Origin of the sequence: Bacillus sp. FSL R5-0709, assembly GCF_038004785.1 — a bacterium.
GTDB classification, from domain to species: domain Bacteria; phylum Bacillota; class Bacilli; order Bacillales; family Bacillaceae_G; genus Bacillus_A; species Bacillus_A mycoides.
This window is the reverse complement of the sequence record NZ_JBBORT010000001.1, coordinates 3,045,401-3,066,299: the sequence shown is the minus strand read 5'-3', so window position 1 is coordinate 3,066,299 and position 20,899 is coordinate 3,045,401. Positions and strand designations below refer to the sequence as shown.

Sequence of the window (20,899 nt, the reverse complement as noted above, 5' to 3'; positions counted from 1 at the left end):
AGTACGATTATGTACTTAACACTTTTTTGTGTGTTTATAAAAAGCAGGGTGCACATGCAAGCGATTCCATTGCGTCTTGCACCGTAATAACGGAAAACAAATTGACCGTGTATTGTATATAGGTTATAATTCAGAAAGTTTAAAAAATAATAAAAATGAGAAATAGGGAGGTTATCTGGGTGATGGAGAGAGTGTATAATTTTTCAGCAGGACCATCTATACTCCCTTTGCCAGTTTTAGAGAAAGTGCAAAAGGAGCTTGTAAATTATAACGGGACAGGCATGTCTGTTATGGAAATGAGCCATAGATCTTCTTATTTCCAAAGTATTATTGATGAAGCAAGTAGCTTACTTCGTGAATTAATGAACATTCCTGATGAGTATGAAGTTTTATTTTTACAGGGCGGTGCGTCATTACAATTTTCTATGATACCGTTAAATTTAATGAGTACGTATAAAAAAGCTGGGTACGTACTGACAGGTTCATGGTCTAAAAAGGCGCTGCAAGAAGCCGGAAAAGTAGGAGAAGTACAAGTGATTGCTTCTTCTGAAAAAGAGAAGTTTACTACGATTCCTAAAATGGATGATTTACCAAATGATGAAGAACTAGATTATGTACATATTACAACGAACAATACAATTGAGGGGACAAAATATGTGGATATTCCACATTTAGAAAGAGTGCCGCTCGTTGCGGATATGTCCTCAAATATTTTATCAGAACAATATGATGTTACGAAGTTTGGTCTCATATATGCGGGTGCGCAAAAGAATTTAGGGCCAGCGGGTTTAACGATTGTAATTATAAAAAGAGATTTAATTGGCAGTGCAAATAGTGCTTGTCCTACGATGTTAAACTATGAAACTTACAGTAAAAATAACTCCCTATATAATACACCGCCATCCTTTAGTATTTATGTAGCAAAACTTGTACTAGAGTGGTTGAAAGAACAAGGCGGGGTATCTGCGATTGAAGAACAAAATAGAATGAAATCTTCACTTCTTTACAATTTTTTAGATGAATCTAAATTGTTTACTTCACCAGTTGGTCCCACGTATCGGTCACTTATGAATATTCCGTTTACAACACCGTCAGAAGAGCTTAACAATCAGTTTTTACAAAAATCGAAAGAGCGCGGTTTCGTTACGCTAAAGGGACATCGTTCAGTCGGCGGTATGCGCGCTAGTGTTTACAATGCGATGCCAACCCAAGGTGTACAAGAATTAGTAGACTATATGAAGGAATTTGAGCTTGAAAATAGATAGGGAGATGGGGATATGTTTCGTGTTCAGACGTTAAATCAAATTGCAGAAAAAGGTTTGCAAATTTTTGATGGGAATCGCTATGAGATTGGAGACAAAGTAGGTCATCCAGATGGTATTTTACTTCGCAGCTATTCTTTACATCAAGAAGAGTTTTCAGAAGATTTAAAGGCAATTGCAAGAGCTGGTGCCGGTGTAAATAATATTCCTGTTGAGCGTTGTACGGAAAAAGGGATTGTAGTATTTAATACGCCAGGGGCTAATGCGAATGCAGTGAAGGAACTTATTATCGCAAGCCTTATTATGTCTTCCCGTAATATTATAAACGGAGTGAGCTGGACGAAAGAGTTGGATGGAGAAGAAGTACCACAGCTTGTTGAAGCAGGGAAGAAGCAATTCGTTGGATCAGAAATTGCAGGGAAACGTTTAGGGGTTATCGGTCTTGGCGCAATCGGTGCTTTAGTTGCAAATGATGCGTTATCTTTAGGTATGGACGTTGTTGGATATGATCCGTATATATCAGTTGAAACGGCATGGCGTCTTTCTACACAAGTACAAAGAGCGTTTAGCCTAGATGAAATTTTTGCAACGTGTGATTATATTACACTTCATATTCCTCTTACGAACCAAACGAAGGGGATTATTGGTGAACACGCTATAGAGACGATGAAAAAAGGAATGCGTCTATTCAATTTCTCTAGGGGAGAACTTGTAGATGAAACAGCTCTTCAAAAAGCGTTAGAAGAAGATATTATTACACATTACGTAACGGATTTCCCGAATGAAAATGTGATAAAGATGAAAAATGTAACAGCAACGCCTCACCTCGGTGCATCTACGTCTGAATCTGAAGAAAATTGTGCAGTAATGGCTGCACGTCAATTACGTGAATATTTAGAGACAGGTAATATTCGTAATTCAGTAAACTATCCAAACGTAGAACTTCCGTACATTGGAAAAAAACGAATTACAATTATGCATCAAAACGTTCCGAACATGGTAGGACAAATTACAGGATGCTTAGCAGAACATCATATTAATATTGCGGATATGATTAATCGTAGTAAACATTCTTGGGCATACACAATGATTGATATTGATAACGGAATTGATGATATAATAAAAGAGAATATTGTGGAAAATATAAGCAAAATTACAGGTGTTGTAGCTGTTCGAATGATTGTGTAAAGGAGAGAGAAACTTGGCAAAAATCCGACCGTTTCGTGCTATTCGTCCAGTAGAAGGTAAAGCAGCACAAGTAGCAGCTTTACCGTATGACGTATTAAATAGTGAAGAGGCAAGAGAAGTTGTAAAAGGGAATCCATATTCTTTCTTACACGTTGATAAAGCAGAAATTGATTTAGACCCGGCACTTTCACCGTACGATGATCGCGTATATGAAAAAGCGGGTGAAAATTTAAAGCAATTTATACAAGAAGAAGTGTTCGTTCAAGATGAGGAGCCAGCGCTTTACATTTATGAACTGACGATGCAAGGAAGAACGCAGTCAGGCCTTGTCGTTTGTACATCGATTGACGAGTATGAAGATGATACAATTAAAAAACATGAAAGAACGCGTCATGAAAAAGAACTTGATCGTATTCGCCACGTAGATGTGTGTGACGCAAATACGGGGCCAATTTTTTTAACGTATCGTACAAAAGAAGAAGTGAAACGTTTCATTGCAAGCTGGAAAGAAGAACATGCGCCAATCTTTACATTTACAGCAGAAGATGGCGTTAGGCATGTTGCGTGGAAAATTGCAGATGAAGAAATAATTGCCACTTTAGTAAATGCATTTGAAGATATTCCTAACTTGTACATTGCAGATGGACATCACCGCTCTGCATCAGCTGCAAAAGTAGGGCTAATGCGAAGAGAGCAATATCCGAATTACACAGGAGAAGAGGAATTCAATTTCTTCCTATCTGTTTTATTCCCTCATGATGAATTATCAATTTGGGACTATAACCGGGTTGTGAAAGATTTAAATGGTTTATCAGTCGAGCAGTTTTTAAAGCAAATTACGCAGTACTTTTATGTAGAAGAAGCAAATGGTTCTCCGTATAAACCAAATGAACCAAAATCATTTGGCATGTATGTAAACGAAAAGTGGTATAAGCTCACTGTGAAAGAGGAAACGTTTGATGCGAATGATCTCGTTAAAGGTTTAGATGTATCTATTCTGCAAGATCATTTATTAAGCCAAGTACTTGAAATACATGATCCACGATCTGATTCACGCATTGATTTTGTCGGAGGAATCCGCGGATTAGAAGAATTAGAACGCCTTGTAAATAGCGGTGAATATAAAGCAGCGTTTTCATTATATCCGACATCAATGGAAGCTTTATTATCAATCGCAGACGCAGGGGAAGTTATGCCGCCAAAATCAACGTGGTTTGAACCGAAACTGCGCAGTGGGTTGTTTGTTCATTCGTTAAAATAAATATAGACTTCTTTAGATTGAAAAACCGAAATGATTATAGTTTCGGTTTTTCTTATGTTAAAAGTGTTTTTGAGGAGGGGTATCGATGAAATTGCAAGTAGGCGAAAAAATCACCTTTGAACGAACGTTTACAAAAGAAGATGTTGTTTTATTTACAGAAGTATCTAAAGATGAAGGTGTTCATCATGTTACACCAGATGAGCAGGGGAGATTTGTTGTACAAGGGCTGTTAACATCAACGCTGCCTACAAAAATTGGCGGTGACTATAACGTACTAGCTCGCAAGATGGATTTTGAATTTTTACGTCCTGTTTTTAGCGGTGATACAATTCGTTGTGACGTAACTATTGAACAATTTGAACCCGATGAAAAACATCGCACAAAAATTATTGCGATGTTTATATGTAGAAATCAACTTGAAAAAGAAGTTATGAAGGGGAGTTTTTCGGGGATTATTCTTTAGTTAGTAGGAAAAGTAATGAATAGGTGGGGGGCACATGCCTCTCGGGCTTAGATTTTTAATTCCATCATAACGAAAATTTTATGCATTGCTGAATCCTGATAATAAGACGTTATGTAATATACTCTTTTCTTTTCTTAACTAATAGAAGAATAGTTGAATAAGCTCGTCAACAAAAAGGACATTCCTAGTATTACAAGAAATGTCCTTTCCACTATATTATAGGGTATTTTGCTAAAATTCAAACTCTAAAATCAGTTTACTAGTTTGACCTGTAAACTGATAATTATAGGACCCTCTCAGATTTTCTAAGTTACCGGTAGCTTTAATAATTGTTCCTGGGGAATCTAGATTTCCTTTATCAAATATTCCTTGCTCTACAGCTGTAAATGTCCCTTGTTGCCCCTTATAAATTCCTTCAAAGTGTAAAAATCCAGAAATTTTAGCAGTAGCCAAGTGACCATCAGTTATATTTGAGTCTAAATAATATAATAAGTATTCAACAAAAGCTTTTCCTTTTAATTCACCATCAATATCATATTCAACATGGGCAATATTAATAGGAAAATCTTTTCTAGTATCATCAATTAGTTTTTCATCCCATTTACTTACTGTAAATGTTACTTCCATACACGTAATCCCCCTTTATCATTAGATAAGTAATCTCCATATCATTTAAAAAGTACCGATTCACAGTCATATCTCATAAGAGTGTTTTTATTTATTTGAGTCCTGCCATATCGCTATCAAGCTAATAAAATACTCCCTAAAATGAAAAATACGCTATTCTTTCTGTAGGATCAGGAAAACATAATTATAAAACTTATGGCCCTAATTATTTGAATTTTCACTCCACGCCACTTTCCAAAATAGAGAAAAATACATTTTCACAATTAATTTCTGCCATCGCACCGTAAGGCAAAATAAACTTCGGTTCGGTATGGCCAAAATTTAAATTATAAAGAATCGGCAAATCTTCTAAGTTATGTTCTTTCATAACTTTCAGTATTTCGTGTTTATATTCTTCATAATACTTTTCGTCTTTCGGTTTACCAAAAATGATGCCTTTTGCTTTTTGTAGAATGCCTTGCGCTGCATAATTTCGTAACCAATACTTTATATAACTTGGTTCTGGATGGTCTTCAGAAGTTTCAAAGAAAAGGATACTATTCTCCCAATGTTTTTTCTTAGGCCAAAGTTCAGTTCCTTTTGTAAATTCCAGTACTTCCATACAACCACCAATTAAACGCCCTTGTACAGTAGTAGAGCCTTGAAGTAGCTCATATCCATTGTTTTGCTGCATCGTACGCCGTTGATCCTTATTCGCCTCTATCCATTCTAAACGCTCACTCGTCCATTCATGAGCTGGTTGAATCTCGCCAATATTCTCATTTGAAAAGAGAGTTCGATTCACCATTTCAATTGTATATGGATCCATCTCCACATTTTCGGCAAAATCAGTTAAGAGTGCTGGACCGTAAAAAGAGGGAATTCCTGCTTTATGACAAAACAAATGTGAAACGGTATCGTCAGAGTAGCCCATAAAGATTTTCGGATTTTCGCGTATAACATTAAAATCTATATAAGGAAGTAAACGGATGCTATCTTCACCGCCAATATTCGTAATAATTCCTTTAATACGAGTATCTTTAAATGCTGTCATTAAATCTTCCGCACGAGCTTGTGGGTTGTTGTAAAGGTATTCGCTACCTTTTAAACTATTTGGCATTGGGACAACCTTAAGACCGAAGACGTCTTCTAATCTTTTTACTCCTTGCTCATATCGCCATCTTAGCTTAGAATCACCAGCACCTCCCCATGAAGAACTTACTGTCGCCACAATATCTCCTGGCTGTAATCTTTTTGGTTTCATTAACATATTAATTCCGCTCCTACATAATGTAATTAACTACGACTATACAAACCGTAGCATTGAAAAAATATGATGCATCACATTAATTTCTTCGTTATCAATCCGTTTACCTGCTGGTATTCAAGAATTTAGCACTCGTGTTGAATATAGGAATAATCGATTTATATTTAAAAATTACAGTATGCAACATTGCATAAGAAAGATGGTTGCTATTTTCTATAATCTGTAACTATAATAGTTACAGATTGGTCGTATCCAATCAAAAAATATAATCATCATGAATGGAGAGGTTACATATGGGTATGAAAAAAATAATTTTAGCAGGTGCTTTAGGGATCGCAGCATTATCAGGAACGAATTTACCAGGATTAGAACTGTCAAAAGCGAGTGCTGCTTCTATTGAATCGAATCTCTCGACGTTAGAAGGGCGAGTAGTAGAAGTAGATAACGGTGTAATTGTCGTAAAATCTAAGCAATATGAGGAACCTGTTAGTGTGTATATAGATTCCCTTTCAAATGTGAAAGTAGGGGATGAGGTTAAAGCTACTGGATCTATGATGCGTAATTTTACGGAATATATGATTGCAAATACAGTTGAAAATACGTCAAATAAATTAGGTATGCACATGAAAGAAGACGGTTCTCCTGATTATGTGATTGGGGAAGTATCAAAAGTAGGAACGATGAACGATGAGGGAGACGATTCCACTAAATATGTCATTGTTCAGTATCCATCAGTAAATGGAAAGAAAGCTATTATTGATGTTTTCTTAACGAAGGGACAAGTATTTAATATGGGTGAGAAAGTGAAAATTGATATGAAGTATGTAGGTTGGGGCGGAATTTCTATTAACTACAACACAACGGATCATATCGAAAAAATTCATGAGGTAAAGAGCAACGTTGAAAATAATGATGATGTTTGGATTTGGTCTTAATTAGACGCTTGTAAATAACAAATGTATCATGCAGTACCCATCGAATCATCATATGTATGATAATTCGATGGGTACTTTTTTGTTTTATGTTTTTTTGAGAATAATGGATTTCCGATTAGAATATGATGTTAACACTGGAGCGAAGGTGAAAAAATACAATATTGAAAGAGGTGTTTAAGGGTGGAGCGAGATGAGGTTTATTTACGAGCTAAAAAAAGAATGGAGAATTTAAAAGCATTTTATATTCATTTAACGGTTTATATACTAGTGAACTTAATGCTTTTTATTATAAATATAAGTTCTGATTCAAGTAAATTATGGTTTTTATATCCACTTGCAGGTTGGGGGATTGGTATCGTTATACACGGATTGACAACTTTTCCATTTGGGATATTCGGAAAAGAGTGGGAAGAACGAAAGATTAAAGAATATATGGAGAAAGATAAGTAAATTTATTTCTGGAATGTATAAATATAAATCTCTGTGGTCAAATGTTTGATGCGAAGTCTATTATATAGCTTCGCCTATTTGCTTTGTATTCGAAGTTTGTGCGAGTGAGTATTCATATTCATTTTTTTAGCAACAATTGCATGTGAAATCAAAACTTTATTTGTAGTACATAGTCAACTACCCCCACTGAGATGAAGCGTTTCAGTGGGGGCTTGAGTTAGAACGCTAGGTCTTGTCGTCTATCGCTAGACAGTTGACGCTCTAACATTCATGCCACCTTACGGTAACACCCCAAGTAAGTTTTTGGTTGGTACTAGAAACGAACAATTGTTTCCCCACTTGCACCACCCTTTTGAAAAAGAGCAGTTCTTCCTTATGGAAGAAGCCACCACTCAGATGACTCCGGCGTGTGCTACAAGCCCCGACAAGTCGAGTACACATGGATGGTTGACGCACCCACTAAGCTATGCGCGAAGCAACAGCCTTACGTTTTTGCACTTCTAATAGAATCGGCGTTTTCACTTTGAGGTTGTCATCCAATTCTACAACTCTTGATTTTTCCAATGTATTCAACGCACCATTAATATCAGCATGGATACATGTTCCTGCTTTACTTTGGTACAGGCCACGAGTGATTCGTCTGCCACTAAAGCGATAATGCGCCCTATCATCCTTAGACCAAACTGGAATCGGATCTTTATCCAGAAAACTAGCTTTTGAAGTATAGCTTTCTTCTTGTTTCAAAAAACGGATGCCTTCTTTTATACATTTATTCTCAATCGCTGCAATCAGTTTATGAAATGGAATTTGAACAAACTTTTGATTATTCTTTTTTCCCATATCAGATTTTTGTTTCCAACCCGTGTTATACCCTACGACAATAGTATCTATATCGAATGCTTTCACTTTTTTGAACAACAAGCCTACAGTTTGTGAAATATAACCGTTTACTTGTCTTTCTCGTTTATGCCAAAGTGCGGCCATTCTATTCGTTACAACGCGTTTTGAAATTCCATTTTCTATATTTTTCTGCTGCAAATTACGTATCTTTTTGTTGAAGTATTGGTTAATGGATTTTAATTTTTTTCCATCAATTAAGAATGTATCACCTGTATTTGTTACGCAACTTAATAATCTATCTACACCTAAATCGCAACTCAAAGCGTTACTAGTAGTCGTGGATTGTTGTTTCATTTGAGAAACGTGCATTTCATATGTGTAATGCACCTCAAAGAACCGACCTTTTTGCTTCGGTACAATCTCAATGTAGGAGATTTTTTTATTTCTTAAGTTCTTTGGCATACGTATTTTAATGGAACCGAATTTTTTCCTGAATGCAACATTCATCGGGATCATCCAATACCCGTTATCATCCACTTTTGGAACTTGATAGATTTCAATAATTCGTTTGTCCGTTGAACGAGAATAATTTGGAAACTTAGGACGACCTGTGAAGGTTTCAGGATTTTTCTTCCACTGTTCCCATGCTTTAAAAAAGCTCTTCACTTCTGTAAATAAGGCTCTACGAATCGCTTGAACAGAGTTTGATTGAATGCCCCAGTAGTTCATATCAGCCTGCATGGCATTGTCCACTTCTTTTACAGTAGCCATTTTATTATGGTTCAAATAACTTTGTTTAATCGTGTACAATCCAACATTTCGCAATGCTTTTGAACTATGTGACATGCGTTGCAGTAAACGAAATTCTTTAGCTGTGAGGCAAGCCCGTCCGATATTCTGTTTCTGCGTGAATCGTTGTATGTTTTCTCTTTTCTTTTGTTTACGTAATACTTTCACTGCTTTCTTTTTAACCATCGTTTTCACCACCTTTCTTAGAGAGTTCATTAAAAATATTTTTGACAAATCAATATTTGGAACGAAACGGAACAAAATATGAACATGTTCTTCAGCGTAATTCCATTCTTCTACAGTAATTCCTTTTGGCTCAAGTGACCGAATGATTATTATTATCCAATTTCGTTGTCTTACGATATATTCCCTCTTTATCTACGACATATCGTAAGACAAAAAGAAACAAATATTCGTCCGCGAAAAATTGTTATGAAGGAAACAAAAGAGTTCAGTCTACCTTCTGACGGCAATTCATCACCACCTGAATTGTTGGGTTTCACCCCTAGCACAATTCAGGTGGAGTCTTCTTGCCGAAAAGGATAAATAAAGTTGTTACCCTTTTTAAATTACATGTGGATATAGGATGAAGTTGATTTATTACCCTATATTAAAATAAAAATAAACCACTGTTCGATTTGAATATTCCACGATATAATGGTGAGAGTTTATGACAGAATAAATATTTACATAAGAAGTGAGGTACTGTATGAAAAAAAGAACGACAGACATTATTTTTATTATTATTGGTGCATTTCTTTTTGCGTTAGGTGTCAATTTGTTTGTTATTCCGAACGAGTTTGGAGAAGGCGGAGTAACTGGTATCACGATTATTACGTACTATTTATTTGAATGGTCACCAGGCTTAGTTAACTTAATTTTAAATGCGATTTTGTTAATAGCCGGTTATAAATTTTTAAATAAGATTACAACAATTTATACGATTATCGCTGTAGTTACGAACTCGCTATTTCTTCATTTGACAGAAGGCTGGACGATTGCTTCGGATGAAATGCTTGTAAATGCCATTTTCGGAGGAATATTTATTGGGTGCGGGATTGGTCTTATTATTCGCGTTGGCGGAACAACAGCAGGTACTACCATCTTAGCAAGGATGACGCATAAATATTTAGGATGGAGCATTAGCTATGGTTTACTGTTCTTCGATTTAATTGTTGCGTTTTCATCTTATTTCATCATTGGTGCAGAAAAACTGATGATAACAATTATTATGCTATATGTAGCAACGAAAGTGATGGAGTTTGTAATTGAAGGTTTAAATCCGAAGAAAGCCATTACGATTATTTCTGATAACCCGAATGAAATTGCCGGGAAGGTAACTACCTTAATGGGCAGAGGGGTTACCGTGTATTCAGGTCATGGCTATTACACGAAAACGCCGAAGGAAATTCTTTATATTGTTATTAATAAGCAAGAAGTAGTGAAGCTAAAACGGATTGTTCAAACTACGGATCCGGCTGCGTTCATCGCTATACATGATGTTCGTGATGTGTTCGGAGAAGGATTTGTTGATATTTCTAAAGCTTAGTAAGAGTAGAAATTGTTTTTATTAAAATAATCTTAATACTAAAACGAAAGAATCTATTTTGAATAATTTTTTTCAAAATAGATTCTTTTTATTTATCTTAAAATGTTGGCTTGTAGCGTATTATGTATCAACTCTTATTCAAAAAAACTAATAGCAGTTTGTTTTTCTTTTTCTTGCAAAAAGTACAATTGTTTCTTAATGTAAGAATGTAGAAGGATGAACAAGAGAGGGTTTAATGAAGATGATACATATTTTATTAGCTGATGATGATAAACATATTAGAGAGTTATTGCATTACCATTTACAAAAAGAGGGCTTTAAAGTTTTTGAAGCGGAAGATGGAAAGGTAGCGCAAGGCGTTTTAGAGAAAGAAAATATTCATCTTGCGATAGTAGACATTATGATGCCGTTTGTTGATGGCTATACGTTATGCGAAGAAATCCGGAAGTATCATGATATACCTGTTATTTTATTAACTGCAAAAGATCAGCTAGTCGATAAAGAAAAAGGATTCATTTCTGGCACGGACGATTATATTGTAAAGCCATTTGAACCAGCTGAAGTAATTTTCCGCATGAAAGCATTATTGCGTCGTTATCAAATGCTTAGTGCTGATATTATTAAACTCCACGGAACGACAATTGACCGAAAAGGGTTTGAGGTGAAGTGTAACGGTCAAACGATTTTACTACCGCTGAAGGAATTTGAGTTATTATCACAACTTGCTAGTTATCCTGGAAGAACATTCTCGAGAGAAGAATTAATTGAATTAGTATGGGGAATGGATTTTGAAGGGGACGAACGAACAGTTGATGTTCATGTAAAACGTCTTAGAGATCGTTTCTCAAAACGAACAGATGATTTTCAAATTACGACAGTGCGCGGGCTCGGTTATAAGTTGGAGTTGAAATAAGATGAAATCATTGTATTCTAGATTTGTTTTTATGACGGTGGGGATTATGCTACTTAGTAGTGTAATTGGCTTTTTATTAACAAATGTATATTATCAAGTAAAGTTAAAACCGTACAATAGTGAAAAGATTTTAATGTATGCTAAAGAAGTAAAATCATTATATGAAAAGCAAAGTGAAGAAAATAAAGAGGCATACTTACAGTCTATTGCGAAGTTAGGGTATGAAATTTATATTGTAGATGACGAAAATCATGGAAAGCGTATTGGGAATGCGTTTCGTAAGATAACAATTAGTGATGATACCGTTCATAAAGTATTGCAAGGTGAAACGTTTAATGGCGTTTCCACATATCCAACCCGCTTGTTTATTACAGGATTTTTCGATAATGAATTAATTAATAGTGTCGGTGTACCGCTAAAACACGATGATAAACAGTACGCTTTATTCATTCGCCCTGATATTCAGCAACAATTTGGTGAAATGAGAATTTTTCTAGCGGTATTACTTGGTTTCATCGTTGTATTAAGTATCATTTTTATAGCGATTGCAGCAGGTTACATCGTTCGTCCTATTCGAACATTTACGAAAGCGACTCAAAAGATTGCAAGTGGTGAATATGATATCGAATTAGATGAAAATCGAAAAGATGAAATTGGTACACTAGCGACTAATTTTCAAAAGATGACAAAGAGCATTAAAGAGTTAGACCAAATGAGACAAGAGTTCGTTTCTAACGTTTCTCATGAATTCCAATCTCCACTTTCTTCGATACAAGGTTTTTCGAAAACATTACAATCGGAGAATATGAGTGAAGAGGAAAGAAAACGTTACTTGAAAATTATTGAGGGTGAAAGTAAGCGGATGTCTAGTTTATGTAAACAGTTACTTACGCTTGCTTCTTTAGATAAAGAAGAGAAGGTTTTACAGATAAAAGAATTCAATCTGCAGAAGCAAATTAAAGACGTCATTTTTATGCTCGAATGGAAATGGCGTGAAAAAGATATAGCTGTTGAATTTGATGTACCGGACATATCTATAGAAGGTGATGAAAACCTACTACATCAAGTATGGAGTAATATTTTTACGAATAGCATTAAGTTTTCAAACGATGGCGGGACGATTGAATTTGTTGTAGAAGAATTAGAATCCGGTATTGTCATTTCTATATCAGATAACGGAATCGGTATGGAAAAAGAAGAAATGGATCGTATATTTGATCGTTTTTACAAAGTAGATACGGCAAGGGCAAGAAACATAGAAGGTAGTGGTTTAGGATTATCGATTGTACAGAAAATTGTTGAACTTCATAATGGAAACGTTTCGGTATATAGCACGAAAGGGGAAGGGACTACTGTTCAGGTGGAGCTTCCTAAATAGATGGAAAGGAAGAGGCTGTTTTTAGAACAGCCTCTTCTTATTTTTGTCAATTGGTCAATATATTATCACTTACGTGTAAAGTGATAAAAAGTTGTTTGAAAAAATGCGAGTCATTCTATTTCACAATTGGGTCAGTTTGTGGAATAAGATTAGCAGGAAGTTTATTTAAAAATGTAGAATCTCTACAGAGTTATAAGGATTTTATTGAAACTTTAACTATTTAGGGAGGCGATTACTTTGAAACGAATTGACTTGTTTTTAAACGGACTAGATTCCACATTCGATAAAGAGAGTTGGTATGCACCGTTTAAACATGCTATAGAAGGACTTACAGCCGAACAGGCTATCTGGAAAACATATGGAGAGGCAACTAAAACCATTTGGGAGAACGTTAATCATCTCATTTATTACAAAGAGAGACTTGCTGCAAACTTGGAAGACCGTGAATGGATACATAATCTCGACGGTGATGAAACCTTTTATCTTACCAATCAATCTAATGATGATAAGGAATGGAAGAAAGTCGTTGAACGTTGTGAAAATGCCCAACGTAATTTAAGACAGGCATTGAGTGCAATTTCCGAAAAAGAGCTTGAGCAAAATTCACTTGAGGGGAAATTACTGGACATTATGCTTCATGATGCTTATCATACAGGTCAAATTATTCAATTAAGGAAAATGCAGGGGTCTTGGCCATCAAATCGATAATTGAACGTTTTAGTTGGTGCTATTGTTATATTTTTAGTGAAGTATTTTTCATTCAAAATTAAATAATTATAATTATAACCCCGTCCCAAATTTAGAACGGGGTTAAATTTGTTCCTGCTATAAAGCCGTACCTTTCCCGCGCTCTACTTTAAACCGAACTTCAAAAGTATCCGCTGTAATTTCATCAGCTTTCGGCAAAGCCCTTAATTTCGGATGAAGTAGCCATACGAGAGAAATAAATAAAATACCGATGCTAGCGAGCGCGAAAATGAGTTGGCTACTAAATACATTTGCGGTGTATCCACCAATTAAAGAACCGAACGGCATAGCAATTTTCCCCATACTTCCTATGACTGTATTGATGCGTCCGATATATTGATTTGGAATTACAATTTGACTAATTGTCGCGAATAATATGTTGGTCGCACCAATTGGAATCCAAGCTAGGCCGAATAAGATAATAGAGAGCCATTGAAACGGTACAATCGTAGAGAGAAACCAAAAGATAGCGCCAGTCGCAAAGCCAATAATAGAGACACGGCCAACGTTACGTTTGCCAACCCATGAACTGAATAATGCACCGATGAGACTACCTGCTGATATAGCAGCTAAGAAGAAGCCATATGATTTCACGCCTCCTAAAGAATCAGCGAAAGAAGGGAGTATTGCCATTGTCATACCAATTGAAAAATTAGCGACTACTGAACCGATTAAGAATACGCCCATTAATGAACGAAAGACGATGGAAAAACCTTCTTTTAAATCAGAGAAATATTGTTTAGTTGAAAGTGATGTATTGGTTTCTGCTTGCTGTGGCATTTTCAATGAAAAGAACAAAAGGGCAGTAATCGCGAATGTAAAAGAGTCGATTACGTATAAAGTGATTGCGCCAAGTAGTGCTACTAATATGCCAGAAAGAGTCGTACAAATTAAGTCAATGCCTTGATAAGCAAATGAAAAGAGAGAGTTTCCTTTTAATAATTGTGTTTTATGCAGTAGAAGTGGTAAAGCTTTCGATTGTGCGGGATAGGCAAATTGTTCGATAAAGGCTACGATGGGCATGATGATGAGTAGTAGTTGGACTGTTAGTAGGTCGAAGTAGTGTGTAATGGGAATGATTAAAATAAGAATGCATTGCAAAATTTGTGTAATGACGAGGGTGTTTTTGATTGACCATCTATCAACGAATGGACCGGTAAGAAATTGAAGTGTAGAAGGTAATAACGTAAGAAAACCAGCCAATCCAGAATAAAAAGGATTACCACTCAGCTTGTATACGAGCCACATCGCGGCTACATAATACAAGCTATCTCCTATGTTTGTAAAAATTCTCCCTAAAAACATTAAGAGGAAATTCCGGTTTTTCAATATGTCCATTTAATCTACTCCTTTATAATAAATTTATTCGGTAAAATAAATTTGACCGTTTATCCCGCATTAACGGGCAGTAAGACCCTAGGTGGGGGGGATCAACTGCCCGTAAAAGCCCGATTGGTTCAACTAATAATCAGTGGGGGATGAACAAAACCCCCCCACTGATTAAAGTTTCACTTTATGTAAAAAAAATCGTATTATGATTTTTCTTCTTTTTTAACAAAGCGCTGCATTGCTCGCTCGTCGATTTGAAGTGCAGTAGTAGAAATGTAATAAGATTTACTATTTGGATCTTTATCCGCGTCTTTTGTGATTTCGTTTAATTCAGCCATTAATTCATGAAACTTTTTCACCCACACTTGAAATTGTTCTGGCGTAGCATCAAATTCCCAGCAGGATGAAACGTAATTCCAATCAGCTGGGTCTTCGCTTACTTTTCGTAATGTAAAAGCTTCTTCTGGCGCAGCGAGAATATGGCTTTTCGTCATTTCCGTCATTTGTAAAAAGATTTGGCGACTTGATTCGCTTAATATTTCTAAATGAGGTAATAGGTTCGCGGCAGGGGTGAAGCCTTTAGCGACAGATTGATAAAACTTTTGAACGATGCCATTCTTTTCTTCTGTATACACAATTTCTATAAAACCATTCTTTTCTAATTCTTTTAAATGATAATGAATTTTCGCCCTTGGAATGCCGAATTTCTCAGATAGTAGTTGTCCTGTATAAGGACGTTCACATAGACGCATCATCATTTCGACACGTAGTGGATCGCTTATTGCTTTTAGTTGGCTATAAGTAGTTAGTGTTAACATGGGCTTCAAATGATCAACTCCTCAAATTAAATTACTCGGTCAAGATTATTTGACTGAATTGTATCAAGGATTTTAATTGTTTTCAATACTTTCTGAAAATTTAATTTTCATTCTGTAATCTTCCGTTCATATTCCGTTCATATTTCTTTTTTATGATAAGTGCATAGAAAGTAATAGGAAGGAGCGAGCGAAATGTTTTTAGCTCTGCGTGAATTAAAACAATCAAAATTAAGATACGGATTAATCGGACTTATTATGGTGTTATTATCATTTTTAGTCCTTGTAATTTCAGGATTAGCAAATGGATTATCATATGATAATGCTTCATCGATTCAAAATATGGAGGCAAATAAGTTTGTATTAGCAGATGATGCAGAAAATAAATTACTTCGTTCACAAATTAAGAAAGATGATGTAGATAACGTAGTAAATCAAGTAGGCGAGAAAGAGGCCGTTCCGTTTCGTGTGAAAGTTTCAACGTATGAAAAGAAAGATAGTTCGAAAAAAGTGGATGTCGCTATTTTCTCAAGTGAACGTGATTCATTTTTAGAACCGAAAATTGTAGAAGGCGAGAAATTAGGTACAGCAAATAACGAAATGGTTGCTGATGAATCAATTAAAGAAAAAGGAATCGATATTGGGGATACAATTATTGATCCTGTTTCAAAGAAAGAATTTAAAATCGTTGGATTTACGAAAGATCAAATGTTTAGCCATACACCAGTCGTTTATGTAAATGAAGACGTATGGGGCGCTATTTCACAACCAAACCAAAAAGATTATAGTGCAATTGCGCTTAATACAGATAAAGAAATTAAAAATGCACATGTTATCGACAAAAAAGAAGTATTACAAAGTATTCCAGGATTTAAAGAAGAGCAAGGAACATTAACGATGATCATTGCATTCTTACTTGTTATCGCTGCGTTACTAATCGGTGTATTCTTCTACGTCATTACACTGCAAAAAACACAGCAATTAGGTGTACTAAAAGCAATCGGTACGAAAAATTCTTATTTAGCAAATAGCTTAGTCGTACAGGCGTTATTCTTATCAGTCGTTGCGATGGTAATCAGTATTGTTCTTGTACAAGGATTAGAACAGATTTTACCAGCGGGTATGCCGTTCTTATTAACAACACCGATGATTGCACAATATGCAGCAATCTTTATCGTAATTAGTATTTTAGGAACACTTATTTCGTTATACCAAGTATTAAAAGTTGATGCATTAGAAGCAATTGGAGGCGGGATGTAATGACTTCATTATTAAAATTAGACAAAGTAAGTAAAGTGTACGGAGAAGGAAATACGGAAGTAACAGCCCTTCATCCGATGTCGCTTGATGTGAAAGCTGGAGAATTTATTGGAATCGTCGGTCCTTCTGGATCAGGGAAAAGTACGTTATTATCAATCGCGGGTGCTTTACTATCACCGTCAAAAGGGGATATTTACATTCGCGAGCAAAATATTACGAAGTTATCAGAAAAGGAAATGACAGACATTCGTTTGAAAAAAATCGGCTTCATTTTCCAGTTCGCAAATCTTGTTCCATATTTAAATGTAAAAGAACAATTGCTTTACATTGCAAAGTTAAAAAAAGACAGCAAACAAGAATCGGAAAAGCGTGCGGATCACTTGCTAGCAGCATTTGGATTATCTGAAAGAAAAACTCATTATCCAAATCAACTATCGGGCGGGGAAAAACAAAGGGTAGCAATCACTCGTGCTTTCATGAACAACCCAGATTTAATATTAGCGGATGAACCAACTGCAAGCTTAGACTCAAAACGTGCACGTGAAGTTGTGGAAATGATGAAACGTGAAGTGAAAGAGAGTCAAAAAGCAGCAATTATGATTACGCATGATGAAAGAATGCTTGATGTATGTGATCGTATATTGACACTTAGAGATGGACAGTTAATATAAAGAAAAAAGGCCAACCGTACATATATGTGCAGTTGGCCTTTGTATGATTATTTTAAAATAGATATAATGGCTTTATTTTGAGAATAACGTTTTAATTTTATTTCGTGTTACTAATAAAAGTCCACCTAAGACAGATAACATTCCTAAAGGCACGTTACTTGATTGCTCACTACCAGCGTTAGGAAGTTCTCTAGCACTGTTTTTCGCTGGAACAGTAGTATTGTTATTGTCTGTTTGCGTTTGTTTCGATTGTGATACTTCATTAATTTTGTTATCTACATTTTGCTTTGTTGTATGTAACTCAGCTAATTTGTCATCAATTTTTTTCTCAGTATGTTTAAAATCGTTTATTTTAATATCTAAGTCTTGTTTTTTCTTTGTTAAATCATCTGAAACAGTTTGTTTCGCTTGTTTCATTTCGTTTATTTTATTTAGTAAATCTTGTCTAGCTTCTTGTAATTCAGCTAGTTTGTTTTTTACATCTTGTTTAGCTAGTTCTAAGTTAGCGGAAAGACTATCTAAATTGCCTTTAATTTTCTTAAGCTCCTCTAACGTGTTCCCAGTATTCGGCTTATTTTCTTTTAGCTCAGCAAGTTTGTCCTCAGCAGTTTGTTTCGCTTTCTTTAACTCAGCTAATTTGTCATCTACCTGTTTTTTTACTTCCTTAAGTTCATTAACCTTCTGATCGATGTTCTCTTTATGTTGCTTAATTTCATTCACTTTTTCATCGACAGTTTGTTTATGTTCTTTAATCTCATTAACCTTTTCATCAACAGTTTGCTTATGCTCTTTAATTTCAGCAACTTTTTCATCTACTTGCTTTTTATGCTCTTTAATTTCAGCGATTTTATCTTCGGCGATTTGTTTGTCTTGCTGAAGTTTTGCATCTAACTCTTGTTTATGTTGTTTAATCTCGCCAATTTTTTCATCAGCAACTTGTTTACGTTCATGTAGTTCATTTACCTTTGTATCAACATTTTCCTTAACTTGGTTAAGTTCATTTAATGTTTGATCCACATTTTCTTTGTGCTGCTGCAATTTCGCATCTAACTCTTGTTTATGTTGCTTAATTTCAGCTAATCGATCTCCAGTACTTTGCTGGGGAGTAGCTTCATTTACTTCTGCATGAGTAGGGGTAGATCCCGCAATCATTGCTAAAGCTAGTGTAGAAGCAGCGATTGTTTGTTTTGTTTTCATATTTTTGTACCTCTTTCCTATGAGTGAACTCTATTGTGTAAAATTGAGCATATAGAAGTAGATTATTTTATCATTATATACCATGTTCGGCGCTTAGAGGAAGTATTTGCATAATAATCTATGATTATGTGATTCTTATAGTCTCTTATTTTGGGATAGGGGACAAATCTTCAGCAAGATGAACAATTTCTTCTATAGTAGATTTTACATCTTTACTATCGCGAATAACAAACAAATAATCAGCCTCATTTTCTACAGGATCTACCACATCTTCATGCAGTGATTCGGCCTGTTGGCGATTGAGTACCTCTTTGAAACTAGAATAGTTACCTCTAAATATATTTGTACTTCGCTTGCTACGAGTCACTCTTTCATAAAGAACATCATCTGGGATGTCAAAATGAACTAATATGCGTACATATTCCTCTTCCTTAAACAGCTCATTCAGCAAATACATTCGTCCGTTTCGGGTTCTATTTGAGTTGCAAATAATAAGGTGTAAAATCGTATGTTCTTTTGCATAATCAACAATGAATTTCGAAAGAACGTGCTTAAATGTATTAGGGCCTTCAGTTGGCTGTAATTTTTCATAATGCGTGTTAATAAATTCGGCTTGGTTATCTGGATCCATAATGAAAGAGTTGGGGAACTCTTTTTCTAGCGCTCTTGCAAATGTAGTTTTTCCGCTGTGCGTTTTTCCTACTGTAATAATGACTAGTCGTTTCATATTGGCCTCCATATGTATTGTTATAATCTGGAATATTCGATGTGGATCGAAATCTTCCTGCCAAGGAATACATAAATTGTTGGAGCGGTAATGGGTTGAAAACTTGACAAAAAAACTTATTTATGCTATAATTTACCAATATAAAAATAAAGTGTATAATAGGGTTCTCCTGGCCAGGGGAACCCTATTTTTGTTGTGAAAATGAAGGAGTGTATGTGCATGAAACAAGGTGAAGCAAGTGTAACGTCGTTAGTATCAGCTTTCGGAAGGGCGTATCATAGTGAATTTGATAGTTCTAAAATCTTTGATGATTATGTAGCTAGAGATCTTATTTCACAAAAAGAACGTAATGATATTGAAACGAACATGGTTCAAGGAATACATTTTTTCAATAAAGACATTGCACAGCAGTTTCAAGACAATCCGAAAGGAATTTTAAAATGGATTACACAAGTTCAATTATCACCAACACCTTTGGCACGCGCGGCATATTGTGAAAGAGTGCTATTACATGAAATTGCATTAGGTGCAAAGCAATACGTCATACTCGGTGCGGGCTTAGACACATTTAGTTTTAGACATAGAGAGTTAGAGAATAAAATAGAAATATTTGAAGTGGATCATCCTTCTACGCAGCGTTTTAAGGTGGAAAGAGTGAAAGAAGCAGGGCTTGAAATTCCAAGTAATCTTCATTTTGTTTCGATAGATTTTACAAAAGAATTTCCTTATGAAAAGTTACGTAATGAAGGATTTGAAAATACAAAAACTTTCTTTAGCCTTTTAGGTGTTACGTATTATTTAACGAAAGAGGAACTTTCCAGTTTAATAGAATATTTATTCGAGATAGTTCCAGCAGGAAGTTCTATCGTTTTCGATTATCCCGATGAAAACTTATTTACGGAAAAAGGATTATCCAATCGAGTTGAAAATATGATAAAGATGGCTGAGATAGGCGGAGAGCCGATGAAATCGTGTTTTTCTTATACCGAAATGGAAGCACTGTTAGAGAAGGTGGGCTTACTCATTTATGAGCACTTATCACCAGAGGATATTAATAAATTATATTTTGAGGGACGAAACGATTATTTAGAAGCTTTTGAGACGGTGCATTATGTACATGCGGTGAAGAAGTAGAGAATTAGTAGGCATGGGGAGAAATCTCTGTGTCTTTTTTTGGGGGAAAAAGGAAATAGGGGATAGTGGTAGGAAGTATAATAATATGTATTATATATGAATATCTGTTTTGTAGAAA

20 protein-coding genes are annotated in these 20,899 nt (G+C 35.4%); 13 read left to right on the top strand and 7 right to left on the bottom strand.

All coding sequences use genetic code 11. The features are described 5' to 3' along the window. Positions 1 to 182: 182 nt before the first annotated feature. From serC to MKX37_RS15585, 4 genes are all read left to right on the top strand, one after another. Positions 183 to 1,265: a 3-phosphoserine/phosphohydroxythreonine transaminase gene (gene serC, locus MKX37_RS15600; protein ID WP_033730821.1), complete on the top strand. Its 1,083-nt coding sequence runs from the start codon at positions 183 to 185 to the stop codon at positions 1,263 to 1,265. A gap of 12 nt (positions 1,266 to 1,277) precedes the next feature. After that, positions 1,278 to 2,450, top strand: a complete 1,173-nt coding sequence (locus tag MKX37_RS15595; RefSeq protein ID WP_002128119.1) for a 3-phosphoglycerate dehydrogenase family protein — start codon at positions 1,278 to 1,280, stop codon at positions 2,448 to 2,450. Positions 2,451 to 2,463: 13 nt separating this feature from the next. Next, complete coding sequence (locus MKX37_RS15590; RefSeq protein ID WP_078178594.1) at positions 2,464 to 3,711, top strand: DUF1015 domain-containing protein; 1,248 nt, start codon at positions 2,464 to 2,466, stop codon at positions 3,709 to 3,711. 85 nt (positions 3,712 to 3,796) lie between these two features. After that, positions 3,797 to 4,174 carry an enoyl-CoA hydratase gene (locus tag MKX37_RS15585; RefSeq protein WP_002033079.1) on the top strand — a complete coding sequence of 126 codons (378 nt, stop codon included), beginning with the start codon at positions 3,797 to 3,799 and terminating at the stop codon, positions 4,172 to 4,174. Positions 4,175 to 4,405: 231 nt separating this feature from the next. On the opposite strand, the gene MKX37_RS15580 is transcribed toward MKX37_RS15585, so the two are convergent. Together MKX37_RS15580 and MKX37_RS15575 are read right to left on the bottom strand one after the other, a co-directional pair. Next, a complete protein-coding gene (locus MKX37_RS15580) occupies positions 4,406 to 4,801 on the bottom strand; it encodes a DUF3224 domain-containing protein (protein WP_002128116.1) in 396 nt (131 codons plus the stop codon). Between the two features lie 217 nt (positions 4,802 to 5,018). Beyond that, on the bottom strand, positions 5,019 to 6,050 hold the full coding sequence (locus MKX37_RS15575) for a S66 family peptidase (RefSeq protein ID WP_078422368.1): 1,032 nt from the start codon (positions 6,048 to 6,050) through the stop codon (positions 5,019 to 5,021). A gap of 290 nt (positions 6,051 to 6,340) precedes the next feature. Here MKX37_RS15575 and MKX37_RS15570 point away from each other — a divergent pair, with 290 nt between their 5' ends. Together MKX37_RS15570 and MKX37_RS15565 are read left to right on the top strand one after the other, a co-directional pair. Continuing rightward, positions 6,341 to 6,982 (top strand): F0F1 ATP synthase subunit alpha, encoded by a 642-nt coding sequence (locus tag MKX37_RS15570; protein ID WP_002168020.1) that lies wholly within the window; start codon positions 6,341 to 6,343, stop codon positions 6,980 to 6,982. A gap of 180 nt (positions 6,983 to 7,162) precedes the next feature. Next, a complete protein-coding gene (locus MKX37_RS15565) occupies positions 7,163 to 7,432 on the top strand; it encodes a 2TM domain-containing protein (RefSeq protein WP_002110712.1) in 270 nt (89 codons plus the stop codon). Between the two features lie 459 nt (positions 7,433 to 7,891). On the opposite strand, the gene MKX37_RS15560 is transcribed toward MKX37_RS15565, so the two are convergent. Then, positions 7,892 to 9,247 carry an RNA-guided endonuclease TnpB family protein gene (locus MKX37_RS15560; protein ID WP_002110711.1) on the bottom strand — a complete coding sequence of 452 codons (1,356 nt, stop codon included), beginning with the start codon at positions 9,245 to 9,247 and terminating at the stop codon, positions 7,892 to 7,894. 523 nt (positions 9,248 to 9,770) lie between these two features. Between MKX37_RS15560 and MKX37_RS15555 the strand changes: the two genes are divergently transcribed. The 4 genes from MKX37_RS15555 to MKX37_RS15540 all read left to right on the top strand — a co-directional run bounded on the left by MKX37_RS15555 (position 9,771) and on the right by MKX37_RS15540 (position 13,609). Continuing rightward, positions 9,771 to 10,610, top strand: coding sequence for a YitT family protein (locus tag MKX37_RS15555; RefSeq protein WP_000747487.1), 840 nt, complete (start codon positions 9,771 to 9,773; stop codon positions 10,608 to 10,610). A 235-nt stretch (positions 10,611 to 10,845) separates the two neighbouring features. Next, positions 10,846 to 11,523, top strand: coding sequence for a response regulator transcription factor (locus MKX37_RS15550; RefSeq protein WP_097810231.1), 678 nt, complete (start codon positions 10,846 to 10,848; stop codon positions 11,521 to 11,523). Between the two features lies 1 nt (position 11,524). Further along, complete coding sequence (locus tag MKX37_RS15545; RefSeq protein ID WP_078422475.1) at positions 11,525 to 12,901, top strand: sensor histidine kinase; 1,377 nt, start codon at positions 11,525 to 11,527, stop codon at positions 12,899 to 12,901. A gap of 237 nt (positions 12,902 to 13,138) precedes the next feature. Further along, positions 13,139 to 13,609, top strand: a complete 471-nt coding sequence (locus tag MKX37_RS15540) for a DinB family protein (RefSeq protein WP_078206921.1) — start codon at positions 13,139 to 13,141, stop codon at positions 13,607 to 13,609. A 117-nt stretch (positions 13,610 to 13,726) separates the two neighbouring features. Here the strand turns inward: MKX37_RS15540 and MKX37_RS15535 are convergent, their stop codons facing one another. Continuing rightward, the gene (locus MKX37_RS15535; protein ID WP_033734131.1) at positions 13,727 to 14,986 is read right to left on the bottom strand and encodes an MFS transporter; all 1,260 of its coding nucleotides are present in this window, start codon (positions 14,984 to 14,986) and stop codon (positions 13,727 to 13,729) included. A gap of 194 nt (positions 14,987 to 15,180) precedes the next feature. Next, a complete protein-coding gene (locus MKX37_RS15530; protein WP_033734133.1) occupies positions 15,181 to 15,804 on the bottom strand; it encodes an ArsR/SmtB family transcription factor in 624 nt (207 codons plus the stop codon). A gap of 183 nt (positions 15,805 to 15,987) precedes the next feature. Between MKX37_RS15530 and MKX37_RS15525 the strand changes: the two genes are divergently transcribed. Further along, complete coding sequence (locus MKX37_RS15525) at positions 15,988 to 17,052, top strand: ABC transporter permease (RefSeq protein ID WP_048516809.1); 1,065 nt, start codon at positions 15,988 to 15,990, stop codon at positions 17,050 to 17,052. Continuing rightward, positions 17,052 to 17,723, top strand: coding sequence for an ABC transporter ATP-binding protein (locus MKX37_RS15520; protein WP_002128101.1), 672 nt, complete (start codon positions 17,052 to 17,054; stop codon positions 17,721 to 17,723). Before MKX37_RS15525 ends, MKX37_RS15520 begins: the two co-directional genes overlap by 1 nt. Before the next feature lie 72 nt (positions 17,724 to 17,795). Here the strand turns inward: MKX37_RS15520 and MKX37_RS15515 are convergent, their stop codons facing one another. Together MKX37_RS15515 and MKX37_RS15510 are read right to left on the bottom strand one after the other, a co-directional pair. Continuing rightward, positions 17,796 to 18,920, bottom strand: a complete 1,125-nt coding sequence (locus MKX37_RS15515; protein ID WP_078422474.1) for an LPXTG cell wall anchor domain-containing protein — start codon at positions 18,918 to 18,920, stop codon at positions 17,796 to 17,798. 145 nt (positions 18,921 to 19,065) lie between these two features. Continuing rightward, on the bottom strand, positions 19,066 to 19,647 hold the full coding sequence (locus tag MKX37_RS15510; protein ID WP_078422473.1) for an AAA family ATPase: 582 nt from the start codon (positions 19,645 to 19,647) through the stop codon (positions 19,066 to 19,068). Between the two features lie 213 nt (positions 19,648 to 19,860). Here MKX37_RS15510 and MKX37_RS15505 point away from each other — a divergent pair, with 213 nt between their 5' ends. Then, positions 19,861 to 20,781: a class I SAM-dependent methyltransferase gene (locus tag MKX37_RS15505; RefSeq protein WP_078422476.1), complete on the top strand. Its 921-nt coding sequence runs from the start codon at positions 19,861 to 19,863 to the stop codon at positions 20,779 to 20,781. The last annotated feature ends 118 nt before the right edge of the window (positions 20,782 to 20,899 follow it).

What these genes read in the sequence shown, in the direction of transcription:
- MKX37_RS15570 (WP_002168020.1), top strand. Translation starts at nt 6,341, where the DNA reads ATGGGTATGAAAAAAATAATTTTAGCAGGTGCTTTAGGGATCGCAGCA.
- MKX37_RS15550 (WP_097810231.1), top strand. Translation starts at nt 10,846, where the DNA reads ATGAAGATGATACATATTTTATTAGCTGATGATGATAAACATATTAGA.
- MKX37_RS15520 (WP_002128101.1), top strand. Translation starts at nt 17,052, where the DNA reads ATGACTTCATTATTAAAATTAGACAAAGTAAGTAAAGTGTACGGAGAA.
- MKX37_RS15585 (WP_002033079.1), top strand. Translation starts at nt 3,797, where the DNA reads ATGAAATTGCAAGTAGGCGAAAAAATCACCTTTGAACGAACGTTTACA.
- MKX37_RS15505 (WP_078422476.1), top strand. Translation starts at nt 19,861, where the DNA reads ATGTGCATGAAACAAGGTGAAGCAAGTGTAACGTCGTTAGTATCAGCT.
- MKX37_RS15525 (WP_048516809.1), top strand. Translation starts at nt 15,988, where the DNA reads ATGTTTTTAGCTCTGCGTGAATTAAAACAATCAAAATTAAGATACGGA.
- MKX37_RS15510 (WP_078422473.1), bottom strand. Translation starts at nt 19,647, where the DNA reads ATGAAACGACTAGTCATTATTACAGTAGGAAAAACGCACAGCGGAAAA.
- MKX37_RS15515 (WP_078422474.1), bottom strand. Translation starts at nt 18,920, where the DNA reads ATGAAAACAAAACAAACAATCGCTGCTTCTACACTAGCTTTAGCAATG.
- MKX37_RS15545 (WP_078422475.1), top strand. Translation starts at nt 11,525, where the DNA reads ATGAAATCATTGTATTCTAGATTTGTTTTTATGACGGTGGGGATTATG.
- MKX37_RS15555 (WP_000747487.1), top strand. Translation starts at nt 9,771, where the DNA reads ATGAAAAAAAGAACGACAGACATTATTTTTATTATTATTGGTGCATTT.
- serC (WP_033730821.1), top strand. Translation starts at nt 183, where the DNA reads ATGGAGAGAGTGTATAATTTTTCAGCAGGACCATCTATACTCCCTTTG.
- MKX37_RS15560 (WP_002110711.1), bottom strand. Translation starts at nt 9,247, where the DNA reads ATGGTTAAAAAGAAAGCAGTGAAAGTATTACGTAAACAAAAGAAAAGA.
- MKX37_RS15580 (WP_002128116.1), bottom strand. Translation starts at nt 4,801, where the DNA reads ATGGAAGTAACATTTACAGTAAGTAAATGGGATGAAAAACTAATTGAT.
- MKX37_RS15595 (WP_002128119.1), top strand. Translation starts at nt 1,278, where the DNA reads ATGTTTCGTGTTCAGACGTTAAATCAAATTGCAGAAAAAGGTTTGCAA.
- MKX37_RS15575 (WP_078422368.1), bottom strand. Translation starts at nt 6,050, where the DNA reads ATGTTAATGAAACCAAAAAGATTACAGCCAGGAGATATTGTGGCGACA.
- MKX37_RS15535 (WP_033734131.1), bottom strand. Translation starts at nt 14,986, where the DNA reads ATGGACATATTGAAAAACCGGAATTTCCTCTTAATGTTTTTAGGGAGA.